At 65.4% G+C, this 15,787-nt stretch carries 14 protein-coding genes; 7 read left to right on the top strand and 7 right to left on the bottom strand.

What is annotated here, in order from left to right; genetic code table 11:
• Window positions 1-315: 315 nt before the first annotated feature.
• The 5 genes from H6717_29780 to H6717_29800 form a co-directional block, all read right to left on the bottom strand.
• The gene (locus H6717_29780) at window positions 316-819 is read right to left on the bottom strand and encodes a hypothetical protein (protein MCB9581257.1); all 504 of its coding nucleotides are present in this window, start codon (window positions 817-819) and stop codon (window positions 316-318) included.
• A gap of 640 nt (window positions 820-1,459) precedes the next feature.
• Window positions 1,460-1,672: a hypothetical protein gene (locus H6717_29785; protein MCB9581258.1), complete on the bottom strand. Its 213-nt coding sequence runs from the start codon at window positions 1,670-1,672 to the stop codon at window positions 1,460-1,462.
• A 515-nt stretch (window positions 1,673-2,187) separates the two neighbouring features.
• Complete coding sequence (locus H6717_29790) at window positions 2,188-2,799, bottom strand: hypothetical protein (GenBank protein MCB9581259.1); 612 nt, start codon at window positions 2,797-2,799, stop codon at window positions 2,188-2,190.
• A gap of 119 nt (window positions 2,800-2,918) precedes the next feature.
• Window positions 2,919-3,950, bottom strand: coding sequence for a hypothetical protein (locus H6717_29795; protein ID MCB9581260.1), 1,032 nt, complete (start codon window positions 3,948-3,950; stop codon window positions 2,919-2,921).
• 83 nt (window positions 3,951-4,033) lie between these two features.
• Window positions 4,034-4,246 carry a hypothetical protein gene (locus H6717_29800; protein ID MCB9581261.1) on the bottom strand — a complete coding sequence of 71 codons (213 nt, stop codon included), beginning with the start codon at window positions 4,244-4,246 and terminating at the stop codon, window positions 4,034-4,036.
• Window positions 4,247-4,399: 153 nt separating this feature from the next.
• Between H6717_29800 and H6717_29805 the strand changes: the two genes are divergently transcribed.
• Together H6717_29805 and H6717_29810 are read left to right on the top strand one after the other, a co-directional pair.
• Complete coding sequence (locus H6717_29805; protein ID MCB9581262.1) at window positions 4,400-6,091, top strand: hypothetical protein; 1,692 nt, start codon at window positions 4,400-4,402, stop codon at window positions 6,089-6,091.
• Between the two features lie 104 nt (window positions 6,092-6,195).
• Window positions 6,196-6,501, top strand: coding sequence for a hypothetical protein (locus tag H6717_29810; GenBank protein MCB9581263.1), 306 nt, complete (start codon window positions 6,196-6,198; stop codon window positions 6,499-6,501).
• Between the two features lie 443 nt (window positions 6,502-6,944).
• Here H6717_29810 and H6717_29815 read toward each other — a convergent pair whose 3' ends face one another.
• Window positions 6,945-11,216, bottom strand: a complete 4,272-nt coding sequence (locus H6717_29815) for a DUF3427 domain-containing protein (GenBank protein MCB9581264.1) — start codon at window positions 11,214-11,216, stop codon at window positions 6,945-6,947.
• A gap of 526 nt (window positions 11,217-11,742) precedes the next feature.
• Here H6717_29815 and H6717_29820 point away from each other — a divergent pair.
• Complete coding sequence (locus H6717_29820) at window positions 11,743-12,555, top strand: type IV toxin-antitoxin system AbiEi family antitoxin (protein ID MCB9581265.1); 813 nt, start codon at window positions 11,743-11,745, stop codon at window positions 12,553-12,555.
• Window positions 12,552-13,370 (top strand): nucleotidyl transferase AbiEii/AbiGii toxin family protein, encoded by an 819-nt coding sequence (locus H6717_29825; GenBank protein ID MCB9581266.1) that lies wholly within the window; start codon window positions 12,552-12,554, stop codon window positions 13,368-13,370. The genes H6717_29820 and H6717_29825 overlap by 4 nt, the downstream gene beginning before the upstream one ends.
• A gap of 107 nt (window positions 13,371-13,477) precedes the next feature.
• Here H6717_29825 and H6717_29830 read toward each other — a convergent pair whose 3' ends face one another.
• Entirely contained in the window at window positions 13,478-13,834 is a 357-nt protein-coding gene (locus tag H6717_29830) for a hypothetical protein (protein ID MCB9581267.1), read from the bottom strand.
• Between the two features lie 86 nt (window positions 13,835-13,920).
• Between H6717_29830 and H6717_29835 the strand changes: the two genes are divergently transcribed.
• The 3 genes from H6717_29835 (at window position 13,921) to H6717_29845 (ending at window position 15,699) form a co-directional block, all read left to right on the top strand.
• The gene (locus tag H6717_29835) at window positions 13,921-14,103 is read left to right on the top strand and encodes a hypothetical protein (protein ID MCB9581268.1); all 183 of its coding nucleotides are present in this window, start codon (window positions 13,921-13,923) and stop codon (window positions 14,101-14,103) included.
• 374 nt (window positions 14,104-14,477) lie between these two features.
• Window positions 14,478-15,176 carry a hypothetical protein gene (locus tag H6717_29840; protein ID MCB9581269.1) on the top strand — a complete coding sequence of 233 codons (699 nt, stop codon included), beginning with the start codon at window positions 14,478-14,480 and terminating at the stop codon, window positions 15,174-15,176.
• A gap of 241 nt (window positions 15,177-15,417) precedes the next feature.
• Entirely contained in the window at window positions 15,418-15,699 is a 282-nt protein-coding gene (locus tag H6717_29845; protein ID MCB9581270.1) for a hypothetical protein, read from the top strand.
• Window positions 15,700-15,787: the final 88 nt, after the last annotated feature.

The raw sequence follows: 15,787 nt of genomic DNA on the forward strand, positions 1-15,787 counted from the left end.
ACAGCTCTTCCTCGAGCTCCGACTCGACGGTCCTTTCGGAGCTATCCAAGGCGGTGCTCGGCGTGGCCACGAGGCAAACTTCCCAATTATCCGTGATTCTGTCCACGAAAGTGGCGAATCCGCTCGGCGCGGTTGGACGCTGCTCCGCGCCCGTCTGCGGTGGTCGAGGTCGCGTTCCCCGAAGAAGCGCGTCCTGACATCTACGCCCAGTTGCGCGAAGAATTGACGAGCTGCCGCCCGGGGGCCACGACGGCCGGAGCGCGAGGTTCCGCGGCGGGCCGACAAGCCCTGGAAGCGGACGGATGACGGCGTTTGTCAGGCGTGGGGCTCGTTGGCTTGTACGGCGCGCAGCGTCTTCTTGCCCTGGAGCTGGGTGATCCATCGGGTGGCGGCTTCGCCGCGGTTCACGGTGTCCAGCGTGAAGCTCCCGTCGGCGCGCACGGTGATGGTCGTCTTCAGACAGCGGCCGCGCACGTAGTCGGCGTAGAAGTGCAGGGTGCCGTCCGCAAAGCGCAGATGGCGGAGCATGTCCCCCGCGGTCCACTCGTCGCCATCTTCGAAGTGCATGTCGGATACGCCGCGCGGCCGGGCGTGGGCGAAGGAAAGGACGCCCAGGGCGTAGATGAAGCCGAACGCATAGTGCTCCACGTCGCTCGAGAGCTCGCCGTCCTCCTCTTCGATGCCGAGCCGCCCTTCCATGCGCACATGCCGGTCGTCCGCGCTGGTCGGCGTGATCTCGGTGTCCAGTACCGTGATCTCCGCCAGCACCGCGTCCTTCAGTAGCTCGTACTCGATGGGTACGTCGTCTTCCCCTGCCATGGAGCGATTGTGCAGCACTCTCGCCGCCGTCACAACGGGGGAGGAGCTGTATCGGACCGCCATCCGGAGCCAAGCGTGCGGTACTCAGCGTTTCGGGAGGACGAGCCTCCCAGTGCTCTGGGGCGGACTCCTTGGTTCTTTTGCACAGCGCCCGTTGTGGCAGTATTCATCGAGTTCGCAGTCGCTCCTTTCCACGCACAGACGCCAACCTCGCGCTTGCGTGCACGCGCTCGCCGCCATGCAAGCTGAGCCGCCAGGCACGAGGCAACAAACCTCGCCCGTCTGACAGTCGCCAGGTTCGTCGCACGTGATGTCGTATCCCGGTTCCGGACAAGCGCTCGTGGCAGCAACGCAGGTCTTGGATTCGGACTGCGCCGACATGCAGCAACGCTGCTGTGGAACCCTGCACGGTGCGTCTCCGCAGGCTACGAGGCCGGGATCGCGTCTCGCGCGATGAACCCAACTCCCTGCATCCGGTCGTCTCACGCGTGTCGCGGCGGGAGGCTCAGGCCGTCGGCGCTGCTGTGCAGAGGTCGAAGCATTCACCCGGGCTTCTGTCTTGCGGCTCATCCACCAGGCCGCCGCCACCGCGACCACCAACCCTGCGATCGCGACGAACCCGCGGGTGGATTGCCTCACACTAGCCACCGACCTGGCAGTTCACGAGGTCCGTGCAGTTGTTCTGACAGCATACGTGGCCGCCTTGACAGCCGCCCGGCACGCCCGAGGGAAGATCTCCACACCAGCATTCTGGTTTGGACTGGCCCTTGAACTGCAAGCACTTGCCCTCACAGAGCTTGCCATTGCAGCAGCTCCGCTTGACGAGAACGTAGTTCGGCCCAAGCTTCGGCAAGCACGCCGAGCCGCCGTCGACCTCAACGTATTCCCCGGCCTCGAGCGGATATGCGCCGTCGCATTTGGGGCTGAAAGGTCCGACGCATTGGAAGCCACAACACACTTCCGGCCACAGGCAGCCACCCGTTGCCTTTCCGCACTCGCAGCTTTGCCCGAGGTAGCACGCCCCCGCACAGTACTTGCCTTGGCAGCATGTGGCGTATCCTGGGTACCCTCCGACATCATCGCATGATGCTGGCGTGCCGCCGCCGACGCCGGCGGAGGCGCCGCCTCCCGCTGTGCCTGCGGCACCGCCCGACATGGTGCCTCCCGACCCGGCAACGCCACCATCTAGGAGTGGTGCGCCTCCGGAGCCGCTGCCGCCATCTGGCGAAGTCCCACCGCCACCTTGAGTTGGCCCACCCCCGAGTCCAGCGTTTGGCGGAGAGCTGGACAGGTCCGAAATCCCGGAACGCGTGCCGCAAGCGGCCAAGACAACGGCCACGGCGACCACAAGGGAGAACCCTACTCGTGTCACGGCACGAAATCCGTGCTCACCCAAGCGTTGCTGGACAGGTGCTGGGGAGATCCCAAGACACTGGTCTCATTCGTACACTCGAGCTCCGGTGCCGGTCTCGAGTCTGTGAACGCGGCGACGTTCTGCCAGAAGCCCACCGGCGCGAGATCGAATCCCACCGGATTCCACATTTGAGTCAGTCCGAAATAGTCCCCCCAATAGCCTTCCGAGTTCGGACACGAGTACCACTCGATGACATGGTCAGAGCCACCTTGCGGCAGGACCAGTGGTGCCAGAGGATGGAACCCCGTGAAAGCAGGGACGCTCACTCCGCCCACGGTCCGGCTACCAATCGTTGTGCCCCACGGCGCAACGTAGTGGTCAGTAGGGTCAACCACGAAGGTCGTGGAAAGGTAGGCCAGCTGCCACTCCAACGGGCTTGATACGGGATCGCTGCGCAGTGCGTAGTCAAGCGTAGGCTGGAATTGCTTCCCGTCGTTCGTTCCGACCAACAGCTCCTCTGTGTTCAGAAAGGGAGAAGTGGAACATTCAGCAAAGTCCTGCGTCTCGCCGACCTGAATCCGGTCAATGCCTTTGGCGTCCTTGTAGTGAAACGCAAAGCGGAACACTCCCGCGTCACCCTCGAATCCAACGTCGAAGTCATGCCGAAATGCGTTCCGGATCGTACGTTGTTTGGCGCCTACCCCTACCTGTGCATTGGGCGTGGCGGACCCTGGGATCATTGCGTTCAGGTCACAACCCGCGAGAGAGTTGATGATGAAAGCCCCGAACTGGCCTTGCCCGAATTCCAGTACGCGAAGTTCCGGCGCAGAGGTGGAATCAGACACGTGAACGGACTCCATCCAGACGTTTCCAGCGAGATCCGACTTGATTCTAGGCTCCCGCTGACCCACCCCAAGCGAAGCTTCTCCGGCCGGCACCGCCACCTCTTGGAAGTTCCGCCACCCTGGTTCAGTGCCAGATTTACTACGAAGAGGCGGACGCTTCCTAGATTCGGCTCGCTCGGATCCGGGTGCTGGGCGAAGAAGTCCTCTACCGCAACCCACACCCGGCCTTCATCGTCCACCCCGACGGCCGTCTTGTCGAGCAGTCGCGTTCGGCACCACCCCTCTTCGCACTTGAATCCAGAGTTGGGGCAGTCAGAGTTTGCTGTGCACGTTTCTTGGAGTGGGTTTGCGTACGGCACCGCTACGCATTGCGGGCTGAAGGTCGTTCCACCGTCTTCGGAGCGCGCCACGCAGAATCCGTCGACTGCGGCCAAGACGTGACCGCTAGGTTCGGAGATGGTGTCGGCTCCCCCACTTTCGGCGAGAAACGAACTGTCTGACGCTCCGAGCTGAGCTAGGTACACACGGCTCGCGTTCAGTGGGTCGGTCACGTTGGACGGATCGGCCCAGATCGTCCAGCCGGAGAAATGGATCTTCCCTCCGTAGGCCCAGCCTACGCCAGCGGGACTTGGGAATCCCGTTGCGAATCCCATCAGGGAGGAACCCTTGCGGACTTCGCGCACCGTGTTGGCGTTCGAGAACACGTATTCGAGCTGGCCGCTCAACAGCGTATTCGTGTAGTCGTTGAATGACATCACGGCAACATCTGTCACGCCGATGCCGGGCACGTTGTTCTTCGCGGTCGTGAGCGCCGTTTCGGATTGGACTTCCTGGTCGGATATTCCAGGCCCGATGATTGGATCTTGGAAACAGCTCACCGCCAGCGCCCCACCAAGCACGCTAGCAGCAACAATTTGCCGCTGGATTCGCATAGTCCCTCCCATTCCGTGATCGTACTCCGCGCGTGGGCTCGGTCAACCACGCATCCCGTTTGCGCCGCCCCAACATCCACCTGCTACCCCTTCCACAACCTCCACAAACCTTCCGGCAGTTCCACGTCCAGGCGCCACCACACGCGCATCGGCTGTTCGCCTTCGTGGCGGAGGTAGTGCGGCGTCAGGAAGCGATCCGCGTAGCGGTGCTCCGGCTTGGTACCGCTGCCTTTGCGGAGCTTCACCATCAGCACCGTGTGCGGCTGGCCTTGCACGTTCACGTCGCGGTGGCCCACCTGCCACGAAGGATTGTTCGCGTGGCCAAGGGTGACGGAGCAATTGGCCTGAGTGTAGGTCCGGGTGCCACCTCTGTCCGAATGCCAGGTCCGCTTGAAGCCTGGGCATCGTCGCACCTTGGAGGTAGGCTTCGAGGTAGTTGGAGGTTCGCCATGGCGACCGGGGTGATGGGATATGGGGAACGGGTATCCACCGTGGCATTGAGTGCACGGCATGGTTCGGTTGAACCGCTGCGAAAACGCACCCGGCGGAGACTGATGGCAGGAATTGTCGGAGTTGTTCTCACCTTCGGTTGCTCGGTTTCGGACCCAGCAACCCCACCTCTCATTGGGGCCCCGCAGGAGCCCAACCAGTCTGGCGAACAAGCTGAGACCGACGCAGTCGTGGCTCAGGCCCTGGATGGAACGACAACAATCGTCGTCGGTCACCGGTTTACCGGCCCCTACTTCCTGAACAACGAGCCAGGGCAGAATCCGGACATTTTCTACGGCCCGAACACGGCGGACGGCGTCGTGTTTCGTCGAGGCTCTTCCATCATGGGCCGCTCCTTTAGCACCAACGGTGGCTTTGCTTGGCAGGCCCCCGGGAAGATCTACCCTGAGTTCGGGTTCGGGGATCCCGTTGCCCTCCTATGGAGCGACCCCGCGCTCGCGGTCGGGTATGCCAACAAGTCCCTGGTCGCATACGCGAGCCTGGCAGTGAGCAAGCAATCCTTCGATGCCGTAACGTCAGGAACCGATGCGCAAGACTTGCTCTTCGGTTGGCCGCCAGACGTGGACACGCCAGACGGGCAAGGCATAGTGGACAGCGTCTGCGTGGCGCTGTCCTTCGACGGTGGGCTCCAGTTTCAGGACGTTGTCTGCGCTCGCGACGCAGATGTTGGAATTGTTGGGACTGATCAAACGACGGCAGCGATTGGTCGAGGTGACCGAGTCTATGTTGCGGTGGACGACTTCTCCGATGACGAGATCCTCTTGTACGAGCTCATCTATCTCGGAGTTCCCGCTCCATTCCTCAACAAGATTCCCGTTGACCCTCTGATGGGTAGCGCTTCGCACGGACCGGAGCTTCGGCGCGACCAAAGTGGCGAGGTGTGGATGTCGGGCACCGACGCGTTTGGCACGGTGAAACTTTGCCGCGTGACCGACCAAAGCTGCGAGTTCGTTGGCAATGTCACGTCGAATGTAGACCTGTTCGCGATCTTGCCCGCAGGTGTAGCCTCGCCGCAAACGCTCCGGTCTGGTTCTTCCGCTGACTTCGCCGTGAATCGCGTGGTTGCTGCGGAATTGATGCTTCGCGAGTTCATTTTCGCGTACTCCCGAACCGGCAACCCAACACTCGGACCGTATGTGGGCTTGACGCGATGTGTCCTTGCTTCACTCTCTGGCGCACTAACGTGCGAGGACGTCGATGAGTGGGGGACTCTAGCGCGCCTTGGAATGCAGCTTCAACCGAACATCGACCTAGTAGACAAGAGTGAGGCACAGGACGGATTCGGGGCAGACTGGCGCTACGCTTTCTACGAGTTCGATAGACCTGAGATTGGCAACGGAAGAGCCCAGATTGCCTTGGCGACACTTTCGGGCACGTTGCCCTCTGCGATTTCCCCTACCGTGACGTTCCAACCACTTGGCGCCCCGGACCCATTGGTGTGCCCAGCGAGGTACCCAAGCGGGGACTACTGGGGGGACTACTTCGCTCTCGTTGCCGTGCCGCCGATTCCGACCAACCCAAACTGGCGCCATGTTGCGGTGTACTCCAGCGACGAATCACGCGGTTGTGAGTCGAGCCATCCACGTCAGGGCAGGAATCTTCACGTCGTATCGTGGGGTTGGGTGGATTGATGCGTGCTCTATGGGTCGTTGTTCCATTCGTCCTGCCGTGCTGTGGAGGAGAGACTGACGCGGTAGGAACTGGCGGGGGTGGCACGGGTGGCCTGGACGCCAGCATGCTGGACGCGTCTGACGCCTCATCTTACGACGTTCAGGTGGAGACGTCGGTAGGAGGGGCGGCTGGGGAGACCGCCGACCAGAAGTACGCATGGGTCTGCAAGGATGGTGGCCATCCCAACACCGGAAAGCTCCGGTTTTCCTGCTGCAATGGGCACGTGTGCCTAGGAACGTGTGAACAGGGACAGTGTCAGTGCGGGGACATAGCCGGCGGCTGTGCGTTGCCGTCACTTTGCTGCCTGCTCGCGAAGGACAGCGACCTCTTGGTCTGCGGCGGAAGTGGCGTGTGCGATTCGCTTGGATGAACGTTTCGGCGTTGTTGATTGCGTGCGGGGGGCTCGCTGCGCCCGACGTCGCGAACAATGACGCGTCCCGTGACCAAGACGCCGACGGTGCTGGCCAAGGTGACGCGACCGGAGTGTCGGATGCAGCGCAGGAACAGCAGGAGAAGGACAGCGCGTCCACCGAGGGTGGATGCAGCCTGGTTGGTTCTGGCCCGGGACTGGAAACATGCTGCAACGGCCAGATGTGCCACGGCGAATGCAATCCAGCGGCGGTCTACGCCTGCAGCTGCAACGGCTCCGTGTGCCCTCCAAACGCAGCTTGCTGCCTCATTGAGACAGATGCTGGCGGCCTCATCGGGCCGTACTGCGTCGCGGTCAAGGACTGCGCGCTGCCATGAACCCCCACCGTCCAGCTGAATGCGGGGTTCGGTCGCGAGCTTCCGCGCCGCCCCAACATCCACCTGCTACCCTTTCCACAACCTCCACAAACCCTCCGGCAGTTCCACGTCCAGGCGCCACCACACGCGCATCGGCTGTTCGCCTTCGTGGCGGAGGTAGTGCAGCGTGCCGCAGTAGACGAAGTCGTCGCGGTCGTCGTAGCGCGTGAACAGGTGCACGCGGCGGCCTTCGGCGTCGTGCTGGGTGATGTGCCGGCCCTTCGCGGACTCCAGCTTCGTGCTCGCTTGGCTCTCCCACTGAAACTCCGCCGGCGTCAGGAAGCGATCCGCGTAGCGGTGCTCCGGCTTGGTGCCGCTGCCCTTGCGGAGCTTCACCATCAGCACCGTGTGCGGCTGGCCTTGCACGTTCACGTCGCGGTGGCCCACCTGCCACGAAGGATTGTTCGCGTGGCCAAAGGCGCGGGCGATGGCGTCGCGGTTGTACTTGCCCCACAGCGTGAGGCCCGTCGCTTCCTTCACCACGCCCAGCACCCGCGCCACCGGCTCCACCTTTGCGCCGGCGGGCAGCGCGCGGTCGGCGTGCGCGGGGTTGTCGCTCCGCAACAGCCAGCCGCCATCGGGCTTCCGGATCGGGACCTTCAGCGCCGCGAACGTGGTGTCCGGCGCATCGTGTCCCACTATCAGGAAGGGACGTCCTTCCACCTCGGTTACCGCGCCGCCCCGCCACCATTCTGCCAACACCAGATCCCCGTCTTGGATCGGGTGGTCTCCGCCATTCATGGAGTCCCCCGAAGCGCGCACCACGAAGTGGCGCTGCGCATCCACCGCGCGCTCCGTCTCCACCGCGAGCGCGCTCTCCGCATCCACCGTGGGGTTGCCCTTGCCAAAGGCGCCGCACGCCACTTCCAAGTCCGGATAGAACGGCAGCTTGGGGAAGGGGATGACCTCCGCCCCCGGCGCCGTCTCGAGCGCGGGGCTCTCCGCACGCCGTAGCAGCCAGCGCTCGTTCGTGCGCAGCAGCTCCACCGTGTGATGCGTGCCCGGCTGCCCCGCCGCGGGCCCGAACCACCCGCGCATCAACGCCGGCAGCACGTTGGCGCCGCCCCCCGCCGCCGTCACCACGTTCACGGCGATCTTGGCGAAGCGAAACGTGTACCTCTCGCCGTCCACCTCCACCGGCGTCTCGCCGCTGGGTGTGTCCGATCGCACCGCGCGATCGAAGCGCAAGATCGGACGCCCGCCGGAGTGCGAAACGGCCAGCACGATCGGCGCATCCCCCGCGCCCACCGGCGTCTTGCGCTGCAGCTTGTGGAGGTGATCACGCAGGCGTAGCTCCACGAGCTCCGCCGTCATCGCCTCGAAGCCCTCGCGATCGGCCTCCGCCACCGCGTACGCAGGCTCGAAGCGATCGCCCTCCAGCCGAAACCACGGCTCGCTCGTGCTCTCTCCCCGCGCCCACACCCGAAGCGGCATCTCCCGCCACTTGCGCGCCGCCGCGGTGGAGAACGGATGCCGCTCGGTGTCTTCCCGAAGCTCCGCGAGCAGCAGCGGCTGCCGCGCGATGGCCTCGTGGGAGCGCTGCGCGTTGTCCGTCACGTCCATCCCCTCGAACAGCGCATCCGCATCCAGCAACGTTTGCAGGGCCACGGCCTTGTAGGCCTTGGTCATTTTGGTGTTGGTCAGATCGCGGAACCACGCGGCGTGACGCGTGAGCACCCGCGCTTCTTCTTCCGTGAGATCGCCCTGCGCCTGCACCAGCTCGAACCAGCCGCCGTAGCGTTCTTTCGCGGGCCTCAGGCTCACACCGGTGCTGAACAGCTCCGCCGCCGTCGGCCGCCGCCCGTGGCTGTCGCGAAAGGTGACGTACTCGTACAAGAGCGCGTCCTCCTTGCTCACCCGCGCCAGGCGCTCGAGCATGTCCAGCGCTTCGGTCTCGATCTCCACGGAGCAGCCCTCCGGCAGCGTGAGCGCGTGCTCGCGAAGCCGCGCGAGCGCCACCGCTGCCGGCAGCTCGTCCCCCGCCAGGTACACCAGGCCCTGCGGCTTCTGCAGAAAGCTGCGATGGTTGCCGATGAAGTCCACCACCGTGAGGTGTGTCTTGTCGTCCGCCCGGCGCAGGCCACGCCCCAGCTGCTGCAGGAAGATCACCGGGCTCTCCGTGGGGCGCAGCATCAGCACCACGTTGATGTCCGGCACGTCCAGCCCCTCGTTGAACACGTCCACCGCGCAGATGATCTCGAGCTCCCCCGCCCGCAGCTGCCGCAGGGACTCCGCCCGCGGCGCGCTCGTCGCATCACTGTGCACCGCCGCTGCGGCGATGCCGCGCTCCCGAAAGAACCGCGCCATGAAGTCCGCGTGCGCCGTGCTGCAGCAGAACGCCAGCGTGCGGCGTGGCAGCGTGGGCGCCTTGTTCAGGTACTCCGCGAGCGCTTGCTCCGCACGCGCGCCCGTCTCCAGCGCCGCTGTCAGCGCCTCCGCGGAGAAGCGACCGCGCCACGGGATCGGCTCGTAGTCCACCACGTCCTTCGCGCCGAAGTAGTGGAACGGCACCAACAGCCGACGACTGATGCCCTCGATCAGGTTGGCCCGGTACACCAGGTTGTCGTCGCAGAGCTCGAGCAAGCTCGCGCCGTCCAACCGATCCGGCGTTGCCGTGAGCCCCAGCAAGAAGCGCGGCCGAAAGTGCCCGAGCACCTTGCGATACGTGGCCGCCGCCGCGTGATGAAACTCGTCCACCACCACGTAGTCGAAGTGGTCCGCCGGAAACCGCGCCAGCTGATGCTTCCGCGCCAGCGTCTGCACCGAAGCGAACAGCACCTCCGCCTCCGTCTCCGCGCGCCCCATGCCCAGCGTGCCCAGGGTCTTGTCCGGATGCACCCGCGAAAAGCTCTCCTTGGCCTGGTCCAAGATCTCTTCTCGGTGCGCCACGAACAGCGCGCGCTCGCCGCCCATCGCCCGAAAGTCGAAGGCCGAAAGGAACGTCTTGCCGAGCCCCGTGGCCAGCACCACCAGGCCCCGCCGCTTGCCCTCGCCGCGCGTCTTCTTCAACGCCAAGAGCGCGGCTTCCTGCACTGAAGTGGGCTTGGGAGCTGCTGCTCGTTCTTCTGGTTGGTGCGCCGCGGCCACCGGCACGGGCGCGCGCTGCTCGTAGTCGCGAATCACCTTCGCGCTGAGCGGCACGGCGGCCTCCGACTCCCAGAGCCGCGCAAACCGCGCGACGATCTCCCGGAACGCCGCGCCGTCGCTGGACGACACCAGCCGGAGGTTCCACTCCACGCCGTCCTCCAGCGCGACGCGGCTCAAGTTGCTGCTCCCCACGTACGCCACCCCGTCGTCACTCCACGCGCCGTCGTCACTCCGCCCACCGTCGTCACTCCGCCCACCGTCGTCGCGCCTCGCACCGCCGTCGCGCCGCGCATCGCCGTCGCGCCGCCCACCGTCGTCACGCCGCCCATCGCCGTCGCGCCGCGCATCGCCGTCGCGGGGCGCGGCTCGGAAGATGTACGACTTCGGATGGAACGTCGCGGGCGGTTCGGCGTGGTACAGCCGCGCCTGCACGTGCTCGTGCTCCTCACTCAGGCGCCACAGCGCGCGCAGCGCGTCCGCACTGGTAACGCCCATGTAGTCACCGGTGAGCACGCGAATCTGCGCGCCTCGGCGCGCCGCATCGGCAATGTCCCCCGCGAGCAAGGCGAGCCCAGAAGGTTGCACGAACGCTGCCAGCAGATCTGCCCTGTCCGCCCGCGTCAGCGCGGCCCGCAGCGCCCGCACGAAATGCTGCTCTTGTCCCGCAACGAGCGCCGGCAAATCCTCGAACCTGCCCGCGCCCACCACGCTTGCCCTGTCCGTCGAGCCCGCGTCCCGCGACGCGCCCGCGCGTCGCGTCGCATCGGCGCCGCCCGTCGAGCCCGCGTCCCGCGACGCGCCCCCGCCCGGCACGTCCCTGCCGTCGTTCCGCGCATCCGCGTCGTACTTCTGCCGCGTCGGGATCACGCCGCGCACGCCGCCGCGGGGGTCGTCCATGTCGCCGTGGCGCCGCGGTATCACGTGAATGTGCAGGTGCATGACCGTCTGCCCTGCGGCCTGGCCCGCGTTGAAGCCGACGTTGTATCCGTCAGGCGCACTGCCCGCGTCGAGGTCGCGCTTCACGTGCTCCACGGCGCGCCACAATTCGCCCTGCTCGAACGCGTTCGCGTCGAAATACGTCGCCACGTGGCGTCGCGGAATCACGAGCGTATGCCCTTCCGTCACCGGGAAGCGGTCGCGGAACGCCACCACGAGCTCCGACTCGTACACGAGCGGCGTGTCGCCCAGAGAGCAGAAGGGGCAGTCCGGCACGAAGGTAGGGTACGCGAAGTTCCGCCGTCCGGCGCCGCTTCACGTCCCAGATGCGACCAGTCCCGTCGCTCTCGCGCGTTTCCGCGGCGGAACGACAGCATCAGCCAACGCATGACGGCGGCATCTTTGACGCTGGAGTGTGCGCACCCGTTGCGAATGCGTCCGCGCTACTCGCGTCATGGCTGACCCCATCAACTTGGCGGACCCAGCATTCGAACCCAGTGGCGAGCAGCTTCAGGGCCTCGCCTCGAGAGCGTGCGCGGGCGTGCGTGCGGCTCGTGAAGCAAGGCAGGAACGCATACGCCTCCAGATTGCACGCCAGCGCGAGATTGCGTTGCAACACTTGGCCGAAGTGGGCGCTGCGAGGGCAGAGCCAAGCGCTTGAAACCTGTCCTGCTGGCGGAACGCTGGCTCGCTCAGGTGCCGATCTACTTGCGAAAAGTGACATTAAGCAGCGGATTTCGCAATCGCGACGGCGAATGTCGGCCGATATTATTGCGTAATCTAACGAAAATAGTAACTTTTCATGAGTCCAGTGGCGCGGCCCGTATCCAGACCCAAGAGGCTCGCAACCCAGATTCGCGAGCTGCAATCCCAAGGGAAGTACAGCTTCACTCGGCAGGACGTGGTTGCGCCGCAGCGTTCTGGGGTTGCCTTCGAGGCAGCGGCTCGTCGTCTGAAGAAGCAAGGTCGACTGGCAACTCCTCGGCGGGGCTTCTTCGTGATCGTGCCTCCAGAGTACAGCGAGGCTGGGTGCCCTCCCGCGAGTTGGTTCGTCCACGACCTGATGAGCTTTCTCGGCCAGCCCTACTATGTCGCCCTGCTCAGCGCTGCGGCGATCCACGGAGCGTCGCACCAGCAGCCGATGGCTTTCCAGGTGGTGACCGATCGTCCGACGCGCACAGGGAAGGCGGGACGGGTGCGGATCGAGTTCCATATGAGCACGATGGTCGACCACGCGCCGGTGGTCGACGTACTGACGGAGACCGGCGCCATGCGCGTCGCCACGCCCGAGGTTACAGGCTACGATCTGGTGCGCTTTCCTGAAGCGGGGGGACATTGGAACAACGTGGCCACTGTGCTCGGTGAGCTTGCGGAGAAGATGGACGCTGCAAAGCTCGTCGAGCTTGCCTCGAAGTACACGGTCCCCGACGTTCAGCGCCTAGGCTATCTGCTGGACGTCATCGGGCGGCAGGACCTCGCCGTACCTCTACTGAAAGCGCTCGACCAGCGGCGCCGCCGTCCGGTCTTGTTGGCGCCCGCTGAAGGGAGCGGGACAATGGCGCCCGACGAGCGGTGGCGCGTCGTCCCTAATGTGACCGTGGAGGCGGACCTGTGATCCCCCGCGCGCAGATCACCGGCTGGCGCCGACGTGCTCCCTGGCCGAGCGACGAACAGGTGGAGCAGGACTTGGTTCTTTCCCGTGCGGTCGTGGAGCTGTTCAGCCAACCTCTGGTTGCCGAGGCGATGGCGTTTCGCGGAGGAACGGCGTTGCACAAGCTGTTCCTGAATCCGCCCGGGCGCTACTCGGAAGACATCGACCTGGTGCAGGTCGATGCAAGTCCCATCGGGGCGGTGCTCGACGCCATTCGCGCAGTGTTGGATCCATGGCTGGGCGAACCGAGAAGGAACCTTGGCCAGGGACGTTTCTCCCTCGTCTACCGCTTCGAGACCACCTTTCAGCCGGTCCGGCAAATGCGGCTCAAGGTCGAAATCAACACACGAGAGCACTTCACCGTGCTGGGACTCCACCGGTGCGCGTTCGCGGTCGAGAGCGCTTGGTTTTCTCGCGCCGTCGACGTCAACACCTACCAGCTCGAGGAATTGCTCGGTACCAAGCTCCGCGCGCTGTACCAGAGGAAGAAGGGGCGCGATCTATACGACCTCTGGCTTGGGCTTACGACGCTGAGCGCCGACGCCTCGAGGGTGGTCCAGTGCTTCGAGCGCTACATGGAGCACGGTGGCACATCTGTTTCGCAAGCAGAGTTCGAGATGAACCTCGCGGCCAAGCTGGAATCCAAGCAGTTCCGCGAGGACCTCCAGCCGCTGTTGCCGTCGGATACCAAGTACGATGTGGCCGCCGCGGAAGCGTGCGTGCGAGCCGCGCTCGTGGAGCGGTTGCACGGTCAGCCCTGGAAGAGCCGGAAGCGTTAGGCCGCCGACCGGGCCCGCAAGCCTGGAGAATCGTAGAGGACAGTCCGGTGCGTTTCCGCGGGGGAACGACAGCATTCGGAAGGAGCCGTGAGCGACTGCGGCGCGGCTCAGTGCAGCGAGTTGGCATCGAGGGCGGGCTCGGGATCCATCGGACCGCTGGCCCAGGGCGTGTGTTCCCAACCGCTGATGAAGATCTCGTCCGCTCCGCAAGCGGGACACCACGCGTTGATTCGGTTGTCAGTGAGCTTCTCCACCCACAGCAGGCCCATGCAACGCTTGCGACCGGGACGCCGCGAGCACTCCACCGGGGTTTCCCCCATCGTCTTCGGCCGCAGCGTTGCCGCGTACTCGATCAGCCGTGCAATGCGGAGTGCCTGCTGGCGGAGCCGTACCGGTCCTTCCGGCAGCTGCCCGGCGTCGTCCAGCCAGTGACGGATATCGACGACGAGGATGGTTGGCTTCATCGCTCCCTGCCCGACGGCATTGTGCACCACCGAGGGCGCGCTGTCGTGCTTGACGCTCGCGGCGCGCGCTCACAGCGTGCGAGCCCATGATGGTGCAGGAACGCGGGCGGGCGCTGGACGCAGGCGGCCACTATCCGTTGTTTCCCGCTGGGGACCACCGAGAGCCGGGCGAGCGCAGCCACGCCGTCGCGCTGGACGATGGCGTGGGGGACGTGAGCGCGCCGCTCGCATCCTTCGGCAGCGAGATCGGGCGTTGCCTGCGCGCGTGATCCTGGACGCCCAGCACCACGGCGCCCCTATGACGACCTGTACCAAGCGGACTGGGACATCCTCGTGCGGCATGAGGGCTGGCTCAACGACAACCACTGCGTGAACCGAGCTGTCCGTGCGCAGGTGATGGTCGAGGTGCCCCCGCTCTCCGGCGAACCGTCGAAAGCGGTGGGCGACGAGAGGCTGAACCTGAACAAGCGAGGCTTCGCGCCCGAGCCCTCCAACGCGCTGGTGCGGGGCATTTTGCTGCACGCGAAGGGCGGGGGATCTGAGTCGGGGTCGAAGGCGTTGGTCAGGGCGGAGCATCTCTGCCGCAACGACCGTGCGTGTAGCCAAGTCGACGACCTGATCGCGGCAAGCTATCGTCTGCGTCGTGGCAGGTCGCGTCCTCATTCCGACGGGTCACGACCTCACGCCACTCCTCGTGGTCGGGTGTGAGGTGGACGGCTCCGTGGTTCCAGCACCGGGGCAGTCGGCGCTCTATACATTCGACCACCAGTTCCAAGGAACCGCCTGCGCGCAGATGTCCATTCATGGGGCGGGCCTGCTGCTCGAGCACAACCTGGAGCGCCTGGCGTGGTCCGAGGCACCCGCGACCGCCCTGCTGGCGATGAAGAGCCTCGGTGAGCACCCCATCGCGCGTGACGGGTGGACCGCCCGGGAGCGACGCGCAGTGGACGACTGGCTGGCGGACTCTCCGCTCGTCGCCCGAATGCCGCAGGCGTGGGTCACTGATCCCAAAGCCGTCGCTGCCTTTGCCGCTTGGCTGAGGCGCGTTGTGCTCAAAGACTGTCCCGCCATCGAGCGCTACACCGAAGCGCTGGCCATCTCTCAGTACTTGCCGGCCTTGCCGCCCACACTGGCCGATTGGCGGGTGTTGATCTGCCACCCGCGGCGTGCCCCCGAGTACAACTTCAACTCGGGCGGCAGCATCCCGGAACAGCCGACGCCCCGCGCAGCGCTCGGCCCGACGCTCGGCGAGGTCTGGTCGCGAATCGAAACCACCGCCGTGTCGCTGTCGCGTTGTGACAGCGCGCCTCGCTTGTACTTCGTCTGGGCCAACTCGGATTGACCGAACCGTGCCCATGCCGCCCGTCCACGACAGTTTCACGGTGAAACACGCGCTCCCAGTGTGCCCGGTGGAAGTAGCGCGAGTAGTCGTGCGCGACGGGCATCGCGTCGCGCCAACAGCAGCGAGCGCTTCGTGCAAATCGCAGGTACGCGCGGATCCGAAGCGAGCGCGCGTACGTGGTATCGCCTTGGCGGAGCCGCTGCTGACGTTTCGATGTGCGGCTCCGTTCAGGAGGACGACCATGACGCTCGATACCGCCACCGTGAGGCGCACCGCCCTGTCCCTTTCCGTTGCCGTCGGCCTGGCCGGCTCGTTCTACGCGGGCATGGCGTACGCGCACGACAGCCAGCTCGACGACGCCCACGCGCACTTGGTGAAGGCCGTCGCACTGCTGAAAGCTTCCACCAACCCCAACGCCACCCACGCCAAGCGGCCGTTCGGCGGACACCGCGGTCGCGCGATCAGCCTGATCGAGCGCGCCGAGAAGCAGATCGCCGCCGCGGCGGCGTACGCGGACAAGTAGCGGCGGAGGCGGCGGGCGACCTCGGTTCAGGCGTGCCAGTCTGCGATCGGGTCCGTCGCAACTTCGTCCGATGCGAGTGGTTCCGCGC

It is taken from the genome of Polyangiaceae bacterium (assembly GCA_020633235.1).
Classification (GTDB): Bacteria; Myxococcota_A; Polyangia; order Polyangiales; family Polyangiaceae; genus JACKEA01.